Annotated in this window: 9 protein-coding genes and 1 pseudogene; 8 read left to right on the top strand and 2 right to left on the bottom strand. The window is 75.3% G+C overall.

Features of this window, described 5'->3' with window-relative positions; translation table 11 throughout:
• Window positions 1-517 precede the first annotated feature (517 nt).
• The gene (locus ABEB09_RS06595) at window positions 518-3,079 is read right to left on the bottom strand and encodes a polynucleotide kinase-phosphatase (protein ID WP_345688025.1); all 2,562 of its coding nucleotides are present in this window, start codon (window positions 3,077-3,079) and stop codon (window positions 518-520) included.
• On the bottom strand, window positions 3,076-4,689 hold the full coding sequence (locus ABEB09_RS06590; protein WP_345688023.1) for a 3' terminal RNA ribose 2'-O-methyltransferase Hen1: 1,614 nt from the start codon (window positions 4,687-4,689) through the stop codon (window positions 3,076-3,078). Before ABEB09_RS06590 ends, ABEB09_RS06595 begins: the two co-directional genes overlap by 4 nt.
• A 366-nt stretch (window positions 4,690-5,055) precedes the next feature.
• Here ABEB09_RS06590 and ABEB09_RS06585 point away from each other — a divergent pair, with 366 nt between their 5' ends.
• The 8 genes and pseudogenes from ABEB09_RS06585 to ABEB09_RS06550 all read left to right on the top strand — a co-directional run.
• Window positions 5,056-5,781: a Crp/Fnr family transcriptional regulator gene (locus ABEB09_RS06585; protein ID WP_345688021.1), complete on the top strand. Its 726-nt coding sequence runs from the start codon at window positions 5,056-5,058 to the stop codon at window positions 5,779-5,781.
• A gap of 76 nt (window positions 5,782-5,857) precedes the next feature.
• Entirely contained in the window at window positions 5,858-6,679 is an 822-nt protein-coding gene (locus tag ABEB09_RS06580; RefSeq protein ID WP_345688019.1) for a hypothetical protein, read from the top strand.
• Window positions 6,676-8,988, top strand: coding sequence for a hypothetical protein (locus tag ABEB09_RS06575; protein ID WP_345688017.1), 2,313 nt, complete (start codon window positions 6,676-6,678; stop codon window positions 8,986-8,988). The genes ABEB09_RS06580 and ABEB09_RS06575 overlap by 4 nt, the downstream gene beginning before the upstream one ends.
• Window positions 8,985-10,565 (top strand): sensor histidine kinase family protein, encoded by a 1,581-nt coding sequence (locus ABEB09_RS06570; RefSeq protein WP_345688015.1) that lies wholly within the window; start codon window positions 8,985-8,987, stop codon window positions 10,563-10,565. Before ABEB09_RS06575 ends, ABEB09_RS06570 begins: the two co-directional genes overlap by 4 nt.
• Entirely contained in the window at window positions 10,562-10,939 is a 378-nt protein-coding gene (locus ABEB09_RS06565) for a Pycsar system effector family protein (RefSeq protein ID WP_345688013.1), read from the top strand. Before ABEB09_RS06570 ends, ABEB09_RS06565 begins: the two co-directional genes overlap by 4 nt.
• Window positions 10,924-11,088, top strand: a complete 165-nt coding sequence (locus ABEB09_RS35110) for a Pycsar system effector family protein (RefSeq protein WP_486389096.1) — start codon at window positions 10,924-10,926, stop codon at window positions 11,086-11,088. Before ABEB09_RS06565 ends, ABEB09_RS35110 begins: the two co-directional genes overlap by 16 nt.
• Before the next feature lie 7 nt (window positions 11,089-11,095).
• Complete coding sequence (locus ABEB09_RS06555) at window positions 11,096-13,780, top strand: VWA domain-containing protein (protein ID WP_345688011.1); 2,685 nt, start codon at window positions 11,096-11,098, stop codon at window positions 13,778-13,780.
• Window positions 13,781-13,843: 63 nt separating this feature from the next.
• Window positions 13,844-14,176: pseudogene (locus tag ABEB09_RS06550) on the top strand (tubulin-like doman-containing protein); the annotation flags it as partial.
• Window positions 14,177-14,246 lie beyond the last annotated feature (70 nt).

The following is a 14,246-nucleotide window of genomic DNA, read 5'->3' as shown; positions in this document are numbered from 1 at the left end:
CGGTTGCGGGCCTGCCGGGCCGCGGTGGTGCAGGTTCGGTTGACCTGCTGTGGTGCGGGCGCGCCGGGCCGTCGGGCGTGCGGGGCCCGGCGGGTCGGTCCGTGGTGTGGCGTCCGGTTGCGGTGCCTGTCGGGCCGCGGTGGTGCGGGTCCCGGTTGACCTGTTGTGGTGCGGGCGCGCCGGGCCGTCGGGTGTGCGGGGCCCGGCGGGTCGGTCCGTGGTGTGGCGTCCGGTTGCGGTGCCCGCCGCGCCGTTCGTGGTGCCGGTTCGGTGGGGGCCGCCTGTGGTGCGGGTGTCGCCGGGCCGTTCGTGGTGCAGATCCCGCCGGGCTGTTCAGGGTGCGGCGCTCGCCGGGCACGTCCGTGGTGCGGCGTCCGGTTGTGGGGTCGCCCGTGGTGCGGGTTCGGCCGGGGGCGCGGCGCGTGCGGGGCGTGGGGGTGCGGCGTCTGGAGGGGCGGCACGGGTGCGCCGGGCCGTTCGTGGTGCGGCGCCCGGTGGGGTGCCGCACCACTGGGGGCTACAGGCGGGGGTCGACCGGCTCGGATTCCAGGGACAGGACGGCGAACACCGCCTCGTGGACGCGCCACAGGGGTTCGCCGGCGGCGAGCCGGTCGAGGGCCTCCAGGCCGAGCGCGTACTCGCGCAGGGCGAGCGAGCGCTTGTGGCCGAGCGAGCGGGAGCGCAGCCGCCGGAGGTTGTCGGGCCGGGTGTACTCGGGGCCGTAGATGATCCGCAGGTACTCGCGGCCGCGGCACTTCACGCCCGGCTGCACCAGCCGGCCCCGCCCGTCGAGGGTGACCGCCTGGAGGGGCTTGACCACCATGCCCTCGCCGCCCTCACCGGTGAGCTCGAGCCACCAGTCGACGCCGGCCCGCACCGACGCCTCGTCGCCGGTGTCGACGACCAGGCGGCGCGTGGACCGGAGCAGTCCCGTCGTGTCGGCCGCCACCAGCCGGTCGATCAGGGCCAGCTGCTCGTCGTGCGGCAGGGCGGCCAGGCTGCGGCCCCGCGCGGCGAGCAGCTGGAAGGGGGCGAGGCGCACGCCGTCCAGGCCGTCGGTGGTCCAGCAGTACCGGCGGTAGGCGTCGGTGAACGCGGCCGCGTCCGCCGCCCGTTCCCGCTGGCGCGCCAGCAGTTCGCCGACGTCGGCACCGCGCGCGGCGGCCGCCTCCAGCGCGGCGAGCGCACCGGGGAACGCGGCCGCCGACGCGGCGCCCACCGCGGCGTACTGCGAGCGCAGCAGACCGCCGGCCTTCAGGGACCACGGCATCAGCTCGGCATCCAGGAGCAGCCAGTCCGTGTCCAGCTCCTCCCAGAGCCCGGCGGCCGACACCGCGGCCCGCAGGCGCGCGAGGACCTCCTCGGTCAGGGCCTCGTCGGTGAAGAAGGCCCGTCCGGTGCGGGTGTAGAGGGAGCCGGTCGGCCCGTCCACGCCGAACCGCTCACGGGCGGCGGCCGCGTCCCGGCAGACCAGGGCCACGGCCCGCGAGCCCATGTGCTTCTCCTCGCACACCACGCGCGCGACGCCGTCCGCGGCGTACCCGGCGAACGCCTCCGCCGGGTGCTCCAGGTACCCGTCGAGGTGCGAGGTGGCCGTGGGCGCCATGGTCGGCGGCAGGTAGGGCACGAGGCGCGGGTCGACGGCGAAGCGGCTCATGACCTCCAGGGCCGCCGCCGCGTTCTCCTCGCGCACCGCGACCCTGCCCGCGTGCCGGGTCTCCACGACGCGCCGCCCGTGCACGTCGGCCAGGTCCAGCGGACGGCCCTGGTGCCCGCCGGGGGTGTCCGCGGCGAGCGGCTTGACCGGCTCGTACCAGACGCGCTCGGCCGGGGTGTCGACCAGTTCGCGCTCCGGCCAGCGCAGGGCGGTCAGCCGCCCGCCGAAGACGGCACCGGTGTCCAGGCAGATCGTGTTGTTCAGCCACGACGTGTCCGGTACGGGCGTGTGGCCGTAGACGACGGTCGCGCGGCCCCGGTACTCCTCGGCCCACGGGTAGCGCACCGGCAGCCCGAACTCGTCGGTCTCGCCGGTCGTGTCCCCGTACAGGGCGTGCGAGCGGACCCGGCCGGAGGTGCGGCCGTGGTACTTCTCCGGCAGGCCCGCGTGGCAGACGACGAGCCGTCCCTCGTCGAGGACGTAGTGGCTGACGAGGCCGGCGATGAACTCCCGCACCCGGGCGCGGAAGGCGTCGTCCTCGCGCTCCAGCTGCTCGACGGTCTCGGCGAGGCCGTGCGTGAGCCGGACCTTGCGGCCGCTGAGCCAGCGGCCGAGCTTGTTCTCGTGGTTGCCGGGGACGCACAGTGCGTCGCCGGACGCCACCATGTCCATCACGCGGCGCAGCACACCGGGGCTGTCCGGGCCGCGGTCGACGAGGTCGCCGACGAACACGGCGGTGCGGCCCTCCGGGTGGCGGCCGTTCTCGTAGCCGAGCTTGCCGAGCAGGGTCTCCAGTTCGGAGCTGCACCCGTGGATGTCGCCGATGATGTCGAACGGGCCGGTCAGATGGCGCAGGTCGTTGAACCGCCGCTCCAGCACCACCCGTGCGGCCGCTATCTCCTCGACGCCGTTCAGGATGTGCACCTTGCGGAAGCCCTCGCGCTCCAGGCCGCGCAGCGAGCGGCGCAGTTCGCGGCGGTGGCGCCCGATGACGTGCCGGGGCATGCCGGCCCGGTCGGGCCGGGCGGCGTTGCGGGCGGCGCACACCTCCTCCGGTACGTCGAGGACGATCGCGATGGGCAGGACGTCGTGCTCGCGGGCCAGCCGGACCAGCTCGCGGCGGGCCTCGGGCTGCACGTTCGTCGCGTCGACCACGGTGAGCCGCCCGGCGGCGAGGCGCTTGCCGACGATGTAGTGCAGGACGTCGAACGCGTCGCGGGTGGCGCTCTGGTCGTTCTCGTCGTCCGAGACGAGGCCGCGGCAGAAGTCCGAGGACACGACCTCGGTGGGCTTGAAGTGCGTGCGGGCGAACGTGGACTTGCCCGCGCCGGTGGCGCCGACGAGGACCACGAGGGACAGGTCGGTGACGGGCAGGGTGCGCGGCTCCCGGACGGCGGGCTCCGTGACGGCGTCGGTGGTCATGCGGCCTTCTCCTCCTTCGTGGACTCGGTCTTCGCGGACTGGGTGGTGTTCGGGGTGGGTCGGGTGGGCTGCGACGCGTGCGCCGCGGTGTGCGCCGTCGGGTCCGCCGTCGGGTCCGTCGCCGTGTGCGTGGACGTGTTCCGTGGGGCGGTCGGCGGCGGGTCCGCCAGGGTGAACACCGCCATCTGCGTGGGCGGGCCCACCTCGGGGTCGTCGGGGCCGACGGGCGCGAACGCCACGGCGTACCCGTGCCGTTCGGCGACGGCGTCCGCCCAGGAGCGGAACTCCGCGCGGGTCCACTCGAAGCGGTGGTCGCCGTGGCGGACATGGCCCGCCGGCAGGGACTCCCAGCGCACGTTGTACTCGACGTTCGGCGTCGTCACGAGGACCGTGCCGGGGCGGGCGGCGCCGAACACGGCGTACTCCAGGGCGGGCAGCCGGGGAAGGTCGACGTGCTCGATCACCTCGCTGAGCACGGCGGCGTCGTACCCCTTCAGCCGCTGGTCCGTGTACGCCAGCGAGCCCTGGAGCAGCTTCACCCGGGCGGCCTGGCGCTCGCCCATGCGGTCCAGGCGCAGGCGCCGGGCGGCGATGCCGAGCGCCCGCATCGACACGTCGACACCGACGACCTCGGTGAACCGCGGGTCCTTCAGGAGTTCCGCCACCAGCTGGCCCTGGCCGCAGCCGAGGTCGAGGACCCGGCTCGCGCCCGCGGCGCGCAGCGCGGCCAGGATCGCCTCGCGGCGCCGCACGGCCAGCGGCACCGGCCGCTCCTCGGTGTCCGTCGTCTCGTCGACGGCGTTGTCGATCTCCTCGACCTCGCTGTCGTCGGCGGCCGCGAGCCGCGCCAGCTCCATGCGCTCCATCGCCTCGCGCGTCAGCGACCAGCGGCGGGACAGGTAGCGGCTGGTGATCAGCTTCTGCTCGGGGTGGCCGGGCAGCCAGCCCTCGCCGACACGCAGCAGCTTGTCGACCTCGTCGGGCGCGACCCAGTAGTGCTTGGCGTCGTCCAGCACCGGCAGCAGCACGTACAGATGGCGCAGCGCGTCGGCGACCCGCTGCTCGCCCTCCAGCACGAGCCGTACGTACCGCGAGTCGCCCCACTCGGGGAACCGCTCGTCCAGCGGCACCGGATCGGCCGTCACCGCCCACCCGAGGGGCGCGAAGAGCCGGTGCACCAGCTCGGCGCCGCCCCGCGCGGGCAGCGCGGCCACCTCGACGCGCAGCGGTATCGCCCGCCCGGGCAGCTCGGGGCGGGCCGCGCACTGTCCCTTGAGCGCCGTGGAGAAGACGCCGCCGAGGGCGACGGCGAGCAGCGAGGAGGCGGCGTAGGGGCGGTCGTTGACGTACTGCTGCAGCGCCGTGTCGGGCGTGCGGTTCCTCCCGCCCTGGCCCTTGCCGTCCTTGGTGCGGCGGACGAGCGCGACCGGATCCACCTCCAGGAGCAGCGCGGCCGTGCAGCGCTCGGCGGACGCCTCGGGGTAGAGGACGTGGGCCGTGCCGTGGGAGGTGGAGAACGCCTGCGCCTTGTCGGGATGCTTGTGCAGCAGGAAGCCGAGGTCGGTCGCGGGGCGGTCGGGGGTACCGGTCGTACTGATCGTCAGGAACACCCGTACGAGTATTCCGGCGCCGGGATGACCGCTCCAGCGGATTTCACCGGGCGCCTCGCACGAGGGATGGGGCGGTCGGGGCGCATGCCCCGGGCATGGGGCGCACGGGCGGAGCACGCGGGGCGCATGGCCGGCCGGTCTTGCGCCCTGTGCGCTTCCCTCGTTGTTGACGGGCCTTCGGTGACCCCCCTAGCGTTCTTCACCCCAAAGAAGTTACGCAACGTCAATACCGTTGCTGTCCTGGGCAATTGAGCAGACAAGAGACACGAACAAGCGCGCGAGTAGGCATGTGTTCGACGGCATGCGCGGGTATGCGGCGCGTGGCCCGGACGGGCCACCGGACATGGTCACGGGGAGGGGTGCAGGATGAGTCTGTTCGGCCAGGACCGCTCCTTCCTCGATGCCCTCACCCGCCAGGACCGCCTGGCCCTCCTCGCCGAGGGCTCCCCCCGTACCTACGCCCCCGGCGACGTGATGATCCGCGAGCGCGACACCTCGGCGTACGTCCTGGCCCTGCTCTCCGGGTGGGCCGTCGTCTCCGTCGAGACCGAGCGCGGCGCCCGCCTGATCCTGGCCCTGCGCGGCGCCGGGGAGGTCGTCGGCGACCTCGCCGCCGTCGACCAGGGCCCGCGCAGCGCCACGGTCACGGCACTCGGCCGGGTCGAGGCCGTGTCCGTATCGGGCGACCGGTTCCGGCGGTTCCTGGCCTCCCGGCCGCACGCCACCTCGCTCATCATGCGCCAGCTCAGCACGCGGCTGCGCAGCGCCGACGTCGAACGCCGCGCCCTCGCGTCGGCGACCGTCCTCCAGCGGCTCGCCGCGCGCCTGGCCGAGCTGGCCGGGCGCACCGGCCGCCCCGGCGACGGCGGCACCGTCCTCGACATACCGCTGCCCCAGCACGACCTGGCCGCGGCCATAGGCGCCACCCGGGAGGCCGTCGCCAAGGCCCTGCGCCAGTTGCGCGAACAGAACGTCGTCCGCACCGCGCAGCGCCGGGTCGTCGTCACCGACATGCCGGTCCTGCTGCTCCTCGCGCAGGGCCGCGGCCAGCGGACACCGGGACCCGCGGAGAAATCTCCGCCGGGTGTGTAAACGGCTACATCGCCGGCCGCCCCACACGGCCAGGCTGGTCCTGTCACCACAGCACCACGGCACACAGGGAGACCGAGTGAGCAGTGCGGGAGCCATTCACAGACTGGTCGTCTTCGGGGACGCCTGTGAGTCCGGGACCCTCGGCATGGAGGCCAAGAGGCGTATGCGCGCCGCCATGTACGAGGCGTTCGGCGAGGCGTACGCCTCCGTCGGCGTCGAGCCCGGCACCGTCCACCAGGAGGACCGCGGTGACGGCATCCTCGGCGCGCTGCGCCCCGACGTGCCGCCCACGCTGATGGTCGGACGGTGGGTCGACACCCTCTACGAGAGCCTGCGCGAGCACAACCAGGGCCGCGAGCGGCCGCTGCGGCTGCGCGTCGGCATGAACGCCGGCCTCGTCCTCGACGACGGCAGGGGACTCGTGGGGCGCGCCGTCGACCTGGCCTGCCGGCTGTGCGACAGCCCCGTCGCCAAGCGGATCATGGCGACGGCCCAGGACGCCGACCTCCTCGTCGTGGTGTCGGGGTGGCTGTACGACAACGTGGTCTCCGAAGGCGGGCGGTACGTCGAGCCCGGCCACTACCGGCCGGCCCGCGTCCGCACCAAGGAGACCGACGAGACCGCCTGGTTCCACGTGCCCAGGCGGCCGGCACCGCCCCTCCTCGCGGACGACGCCGCGGACGGGGACGCGAGCGGGAACGCGAGCGGGAAGAAGGGCGGTGCCCTGCCGGGCGGCGGTGGACCGAGGAGGGGGGACGGCCCACCGCCGCCCACGGCGGCGCCCGTACGCACCTACCACGCCGGCGGGGACCTCCAGGTCTTCGAGGGCAACACCATCCACGGCGGCCTCACGGGCATCCGCAAGGACAGCCGCGGCCGGGACGGAGACGGCGCATGAGCGACCACGACGACGACGCCCCGGCGCAGGACCAGCGCGGCGACGACCCCAAGCCGCCCGAACCGCCCCAGCAGAAGGCCGACAAGGACACCCCCGAAGGCGACCGCCCCGCCGAGCCCAACCCCTTCGAGCAGGCCGGGCGCAACCCGCTCGGCGCCTCCGGCGGAACCGGCGGCGCCGGCACCGCCCGCGCCGCCCGAGACACCTTCCGGCGCGGCGGCGGCGACCGCGGCTACGAGATCCACGGCGACGGCCAGGTCTTCGAGGACAACACCTTCATCACCCAGTTCTGGGTCGACGGCGCACCGCCCACGGCGGTCCGGGGCACCGTCCCCCAGGAGACCCTGGAACGCCTCGCCGACGTCTACTGCGAGACCACCGGCTACCAGCGCATGAAGGTCCTCCTGCGCACCAACGGCCTGCTCGTCCTGTGCGGCGAACCTGGCAGCGGCCGCACCGCCACCGCCCTCGCCCTCCTCTCCGAGCTGACCGGCGACAAGGTCACCCGCCTCGACCCCAGCACCGCCGTCCACGCGATCGACCCGCAGGCCCTCAAGAGCGGCTACGGACACCTCCTGGAGCTGCCGCCCGACGACGGCAAGCGGCTCCCCGCCGAGCCGCGCCGCGGCGAGACCCGCGACACCCCCCGGCGCGCCCCCGGCCGCCTCACCGAACTCCACCTCGACCGGTTCAGCGAACTCCTGCGCGAGCAGGGCGCGTACGGCGTCGTCCTCGTCGAGAGCGGCGACCTCGCCGACCGGCTCCTCCAGGGCCGCTACGGCATGTACTGCCCGCCCCCGCCGCCCGCCGAGGTGCTCCACCGCCACCTGCGCGTCCTGCTGCGCGGCGAGCCCGACGGCGCCCTGGACGCGGCCCGCGCCCTCGCCTCCCGCGACGACGTCACCCGCGCCCTCGGCCTCGACGAACTGCGGCCCCGCGAGGCCGCCCGGCTCGCCGGCCACCTCGCCCGCCGCCAGAAGGGCGAGCTGTCCGACGAGCGGCTCCTGGAGGACTGCGCCGCGTTCGTCCGCGCCCAGGCCCGCGCCTGGTTCGCGGGCGCCGACCGGCCCGGCACGCTCCCCGAGGCCCTGCCCGCCCTGAGCGCCGCCGCGTTCCGTATCGCCGTGGCCGTCTTCAACGGCTCCGCGTACAGCATCACCGCCGAGGCCGCCGAACTCCTCGCCTGGGAACTGGCCGTCACCCTCGACCCCGAACAGCCCGTGGGCCGCCGCCTGTTCGGCACCCACGCCGAGAACCGGCCCGTCGTCGCCCGGTCCGTGCTGGAGGACGGCGAACTCGACCTGGGCGCCGCCCGCGTGCCCGTGCGGACCATCCGCTTCCAGGGCGACGCCCTCGCCACCGCGGTCCTCCAAGAGGTCTGGCACGGCCACCACAACGTCCGCGGGCCCCTGTCCCGCTGGCTGCGCGGACTGTGCGACGACCCCCGCCCCGAGGTGTGGGTCCGCGCCTCCATCGCCGCCGGCGTCCTGTGCTCCTGGGACTGGATCTACGGCTTCGGCGAACTCGTCCGCCCCATGGCCGTCGTGGACAACCCCGTGGCGCGCATGGCCGCCGCCACCGCGCTCGCCGAGGCCGCCCGCGACCCCCGGATCCGGCCCGCCGTCGCCGCCGTCCTCAAGGACTGGGCCAAGAGCGACGACGACGCCCTCCTCGACACCGCCGTGCTCGCCCACGGCTACGCCCTGCCCGCCGGTTCCGTCCGCGCCTCCGTCGACGCGCTGGGTTCGGTCGTCCGGGCCGACGACGGCGAAGACCCGAACGTCCTCGCCACCGCCTCCTTCAGCGTCCTGCGGCTGCTCGCCTCGCCCGAACCCGAGGCCGTCACCGCACGCCTGCGGCAGTGGCTCAAGGACGGCCGCCGGCCCGTCGTCGACCTGGTCCTGCTGACCGCGATCGGCACCCTCACCATGCGGACCACGCACCTGTGGGGCCTCACCGAGGTCCCGGCCCTCGAACCGCACGGCTCCCGGCCCCTCCTCGTCGCACTCCTCGCCACCCGCCCCGACCTGGCACCCGACCTGGCCGAACTGGTCCACCGCGCCCTGGCCACCCCCCGCTCCGGCGAGACGGCCCGCGACGGACTCGCCGGCCTGCTGCGCCGCGCCGCCAAGGACGCCGAGACCCTGCGCCTCGTCTGCGGCCTCCTGCCGCTCCTCGTCACCGGGCCCCGCGACCGCGACCGGCTGCGCGGCCTGGTCGCCAAGCTCGTGCGCGACCGGGACAAACCCCTGGACAAGACCGCGGCGCGCCGCATGTGGGACGCCGTGTCGGAAGGAACCGAGCGATGAACTCCGGACCCGTCCACCAGCCCCAGCCCGGCGACCAGCCCCCGTCCGGCAACCGCGCCCGCGCCGGCGCCGAGCCCCGCCCCTGGAAGGAGCCGCAGCGCGGTCAGTCCAAGGGACAGCCGGGCGACGGCGCCCAGGACGGCGGCCGCCCCGTCCAGGAGGGCCGCCCCGCACAGCAGGGCGGCCGCCCCGCACAGCAGGGCCGGCCCGCCCAGCAGGCCCGCCCGCCGGCCGCCCGGGCCCGCGCCGACCGGCTGGGCCGCGCCGCGCGCCCCAAGGGCCCACTGCTCAGGGAGTGCCAGCCCCCGTACAAACGCCGCAGCGGCCTGGTCGCCGCCGTCCTCCTCTACCGCAACGGCGGCCACCGCGTGATGTGGCCCGACCGCAAGGAGGACCACAACACCCCCCTCTTCGGCGGCGCCTACACCGTCTTCGAGGTGCTGCTCGGCCTGAACGTCACCGAATTCGACCTCGCGCTGCCCGCCTCCGGCGACGGCGTGTTCTTCCAGGCGTCCGCCCGGGTCCGCTGGGAGGTCGAGGACCCGCACCTGGTCGTCACCCGGCAGGTGTGGGACGTCGCCGAACTCCTGCGCGACGACCTCCTCGACGGGCTGCGCGCGGTGTCCCGCCGGTTCGGCCTCACCGAGGCCCAGCGCGCCGACGAGGCCGTACGGGACGAACTGCGCGCCGGACGCCTCGACCTGGGCCGCGACCTCGGGCTGCGCACCCGCGTCCACGTGTTCATCGACCTCGACGGCACCGTCCAGGAGCAGGTCGCCGAGGCCGGCCGCGCCATGGTCGGCATGAGCGTCGACCGCAACGTGGCCGAGCGCCGGCGCCGGATGGACGCCTACGAGCGCCAGCTGGTCGCCGACCGGGCCAGGGAGCTGCGGATCCTGCTCCAGCAGGGCGACATCGCCCAGATCGCCCACTACATGGCCACCGACCCCGAACAGCAGTGGGAGATCCGCCGCCAGCTCCTGGAGGAGAAGCGGGCCGGCCGGGTCAACGACCTGAACCTGCTCACCCGGCTCATCGACAGCGGCGTCGTCGAGCCCCACGACCTGGACGACGTCACGCGCCGGGCCCTGGACCAGCTGCGCGACAGCACGGGCGAGGTACTGGGCGGCGTCGCCGACCGGGTCCTCGACCTGCCGACGCAGAGCGAACCGCTCGCCCTCACCGACGGCCGGCGCCCGCGCGACACGGACGCCCCGCCCTGGGACGAGGAGCCGGAGCGGCGGGACCAGGACCGGCGGGACCAGGACCGAGGCCGGGACATCGACAGCGGCCGCGTCCACGAACCGACCAACATCGAGCCCGGCTGGGAGCGCGACCGGCGCGACCGGCGCGACCGCCGGCGGGACGACGACTGGGACGACGGTCGCGGCGCCGACCGGGGCCGCCGTGCGGGTCGCGACCCCGACGGTGACTTCGACCGCGACCTCGACCGGGACTTCGACCGCGCCTTCGACGGCGGCCTCGACGAACGGGACCGGGACCGGGGGCGCGACCGGGGGCCGTACGCCACGCCCTCCCGGCCCAGCGCCGACTTCGACGACTGGGACGAGGAATGAACGCCACCCCGCCGCCGGCCACTCCACCCCCGGCCGGCCCCGCCCCCGGCCCCGACCGGGCCGACGACGTCCGGTACATGGCCGAACGGCTCCTCGCGAACGTCCGTGAGGACATAGGGCGGGCCGACACCAAGGCGGCGATCCTCCTCTCCGGAGCGATCGCCTTCCTCGCCGTCGTGTTCGCCCGCGACGCCACACCCCTGCCCCACCGCGGCTTCGGTGTCGTCCTCGTCGCGCTCGGCGGCGTCCTGTGGGGCGCCGGCGTGCTGATGCTCGTCGCCGTCGTCCTGCCCCGCACCCGCATCGGGGCCGACCGCACCCTCCTGCGCGCCCTCGCGTCCGGCCCCCGGTCACCGCCCTGCGGGAACGGCTGACCGAAGCGGCCGGCGACGCCACCGCCTGGCTCCTGGACCAGGCGAGCGTCCACGGGGCGGTGCTCGCCGCCAAGTACCGGTGGCTGCGCGCGGGCGTCTCCTGCCTGGCGCTCGGCGCGCTGCTGGCCCTCTTCAGTGAACTGTGGTGAGAGAACGATGCGACTGACCCCGCCGAGATGGACCCGCGGCGCCCTCGCCCTGGCCACCGGACTGACCGTCCTGGCCATGGTGTCCCCGCCGCAGGCCCCCCGCCTCGCCCCCACCGCGGTGACCAGCACCGCCGAGGGCGCCGACCCCCTCGACTTCGCCGTCGTCGTCGACCAGTCCAAGAGCCTCCCGGACCGCGACCTGGCCCGGGAGGTCGAGGCGGCCGCCCTCCTCGCCCAGGGCGAGATATCCGAGCGCTCCCGGGCCACCGTCATCGGCTTCGGCAGCTCCGAGAAGCCCGGCCAGTCGCCCGTCCGCGAGGTCTGTCCGCTCACCGTCGCCGACGCGGCGGGCCGCCAGCACCTCAGCGACTGCGTCAAGCAGCTGTCGCGCCGCGACCCGGCCCGCATGGGCCCCGGCACGGACTTCCCGGCCGCGCTGCGCCAGGCCGTCGACCGCCTCACGGAGAAGGCCGAGGGCGGCAGGCCCAAGCTCGTCTTCCTGCTCACCGACGGCAGGCTCGACGTGCGCGACAGCCCCGAGTACGGCACGGACCCGGCCGCCCGGCAGGCCAACGGCGCCAAGCGGCTGACCGAGGAACTCGCCCGCGCCCGCCGCGAGAAAGTCCAGATCTGGCCCCTCGGTTTCGGCGGAGAGATCGACCGGGCCGCCCTCACCGCCATGGCCGAGGGCGGCTACCGGGACGGCTGCGCCGACAGGCCGTCCGCCCGGCCGCGCATGCGCGTCGTGTCCGGGGCAGCGGAGATCGACAAGGCGCTGCAGGAGGTCTTCGCCGCCGCCCGCTGCGCCCAGGTGGGCCCCCCGGCCGTCGGCAGGATCCCCGCCGACCTGGGCGTCGAGATCCCGCCCATCGCCACCGACGGATCCATCACCGTCAGCAAGCACGACCCCGCGGTCACGGTCACGTACTACGACCCACGCGGCCGCAAGGTGCCCACGCAGGGCACGTTCGACGGCTCCACCTTCGAACTGAGCGGCCAGGACGGCCCGGTGGAGGCGCTGCGCGTGAAGAACCCGCTGCCCGGCCGCTGGCGCGCCCACGTCGAGGCGCCCAAGGGCCACCAGGGCCGTGAGGTCGCCGCCCGGGTCATCTGGCAGGGCCGGCTCAGCTCCACGGTCACCCTCGACCCGGCCTCGCCCCGGCCCGGCGAACAGGTCGTCGTCGAGGCACGGATGCAGACCCGGCGCGGTGTCGTCATCACCGACCCCCGCCAGCTGGCGGGGCTGAAGGTCTCGGCCCGGATGACCGGCGACGGCTTCGCGGCACCCCTGGACCTGGCCCTCGCCGACGACGGCCGCGCCCCGGACCGTACCGCGTCCGACGTGCGGTTCACCGGCACGGTCACCGTCCCGGCGTCGGCCACCGGCGCCCTGGAACTCACCACGCTGATGGCCGCGCCCGGCGTCACCTCCGACAAGCGGCCCCTGCACGCCTGGGTCAGCGAGGTCAACCCGCCCGTCAAGGCGGGCCTCACGCTCGATCCGGCCACCGTCCACCCCGGAGACACGGTCCACGGCACCCTGACCGTCACGAACAACGACGAGGCCCCGCACACCCTGCGGCTCGCCCTCGAGGACCTGGCGCCCGGCACACGGCTGAAGATCAGCCCGGCCACCGTCACTGTGGAGCCGGGCAAGCAGGACAGCGTGCCGTTCGCCCTGGACTTCGGCGCGGACGTGCCGCTCGGCGAGGTGGCCGGCAAGGTCGTCGCCGTCGACACCACCGACCGGGGACGCCCCCTGAAGGGCCTGCACCTGAACGTGGTGGTCGAGGCGCCGCCCACCTGGTGGGACCGCTGGAAGGCGTACGTCGTCGGCTTGGCGGCCGTGGTGCTGGCCGTGGGCGCGGTCGTGGCCGTACGGCTGCGGGCCCGCGGCCGGCGGCGCGACCTGACGGGCGTCGAACTGGAACTGCTGCGGGACGGCCGGCCGGTGGACCGGCACACCATCCGGGCCGGGGCCACCGGCGGCGAGTACCGCTTCACCGTGCAGGACGCGCGGGGCCACGCCCCGGCGGTCCAGCGGGCCCGGGGCGGTGCCTCCGGTGCCCACCTGCTGCGCCGCACGGGAAGCGGCGAGCTGCGCCTGCGCCCGTACGGGTCGCGGGAACAGTCCGTGCGGGCGGGCGAGGAGGCGGGGCTCGACGACGGGCTGTCGCTCGTCGTCCACGACCGGAGGGCCACGACGTCCCGGGCCGGCTCCGCGGGGTCCGGCACGTCCCGGTTCCGCCCGTCCGGGTTCGGCGCGTCCGGCCCCGACGCGTCCGGCTTCGGCGCGGACCGGTTCGGCGCGGACCAGTACGGCGCGGACCGGTACGGCGCCTCCGGTTCCGGCGCGTCCCGGTACGGCTCACCCTCGCCCGACATGACGGAACCCGGCACGGTCCGGTACGGCGAGCCCGAGCCGGGCGCGCCGCGGGACCCGGACCGGAGCGATGACGGCAACCGCCCCGACAGCGGCGGCAGTTGGTGGCAGCGCCTGGGCCTCGGGCGCCGCGGCCGGGACGGGGACCGTACCCGTGGCCGCGGCGGTGACCCCGCCGACGGCATGGGGCCCGAGCAGCGGCCCTGGTCCCGGCCCGGAGCCGGGGGCGACGACCCCCAGGGACACGGCGGATCCGGTGGATCCGGTGAACGGACCGCCGGAGGAGGCCACTGGGACCCGCGCTTCTGAGGACGGCCGAGCCCGAGTCACGGCACGAAGGGGCCGCACGCCCCGAGGGAGACGGAATACGCAATGAAGATCTACCAGCCCATGCTCTTCGTCGGCCTGGGCGGCACCGGCGGACGGATCGGCACCGAACTCGAGCGCGGCCTGCGCCGCGAACTCTGCGGCCCCGACGGGACCAAGCTCGTCGACGGCGGCCGGCGCGTCCCCTTCCAGCTGCCCGACTGCCTGCAGTTCGTGTACGCGGACTTCAGCGAGGGCGACCTGCTGGGGCAGCCGCAGTTCAGCGCCAAGGGCGCCGAGGCAGCCGCCTACGCCCGCACGTCGCGGATGATCCGCGACCTGCTGCCCGGCGACTACGACAGCTCGCCCGAGGTGACGCGGATGCTGCGCATCGCCGTCCCCGGCGAGACCCGCGACTGGCTGCCGCCCCAGGTCCGCCAGCCCGGGTCGCCCCCTCTCCAACGGCGCC

Origin of the sequence: Streptomyces coeruleoprunus (genome assembly GCF_039542925.1) — a bacterium.
Classification (GTDB): Bacteria; Actinomycetota; Actinomycetes; order Streptomycetales; family Streptomycetaceae; genus Streptomyces; species Streptomyces coeruleoprunus.
Note: the sequence above shows the minus strand (reverse complement) of the source record. Positions and strands in the feature narration are given on the sequence as shown.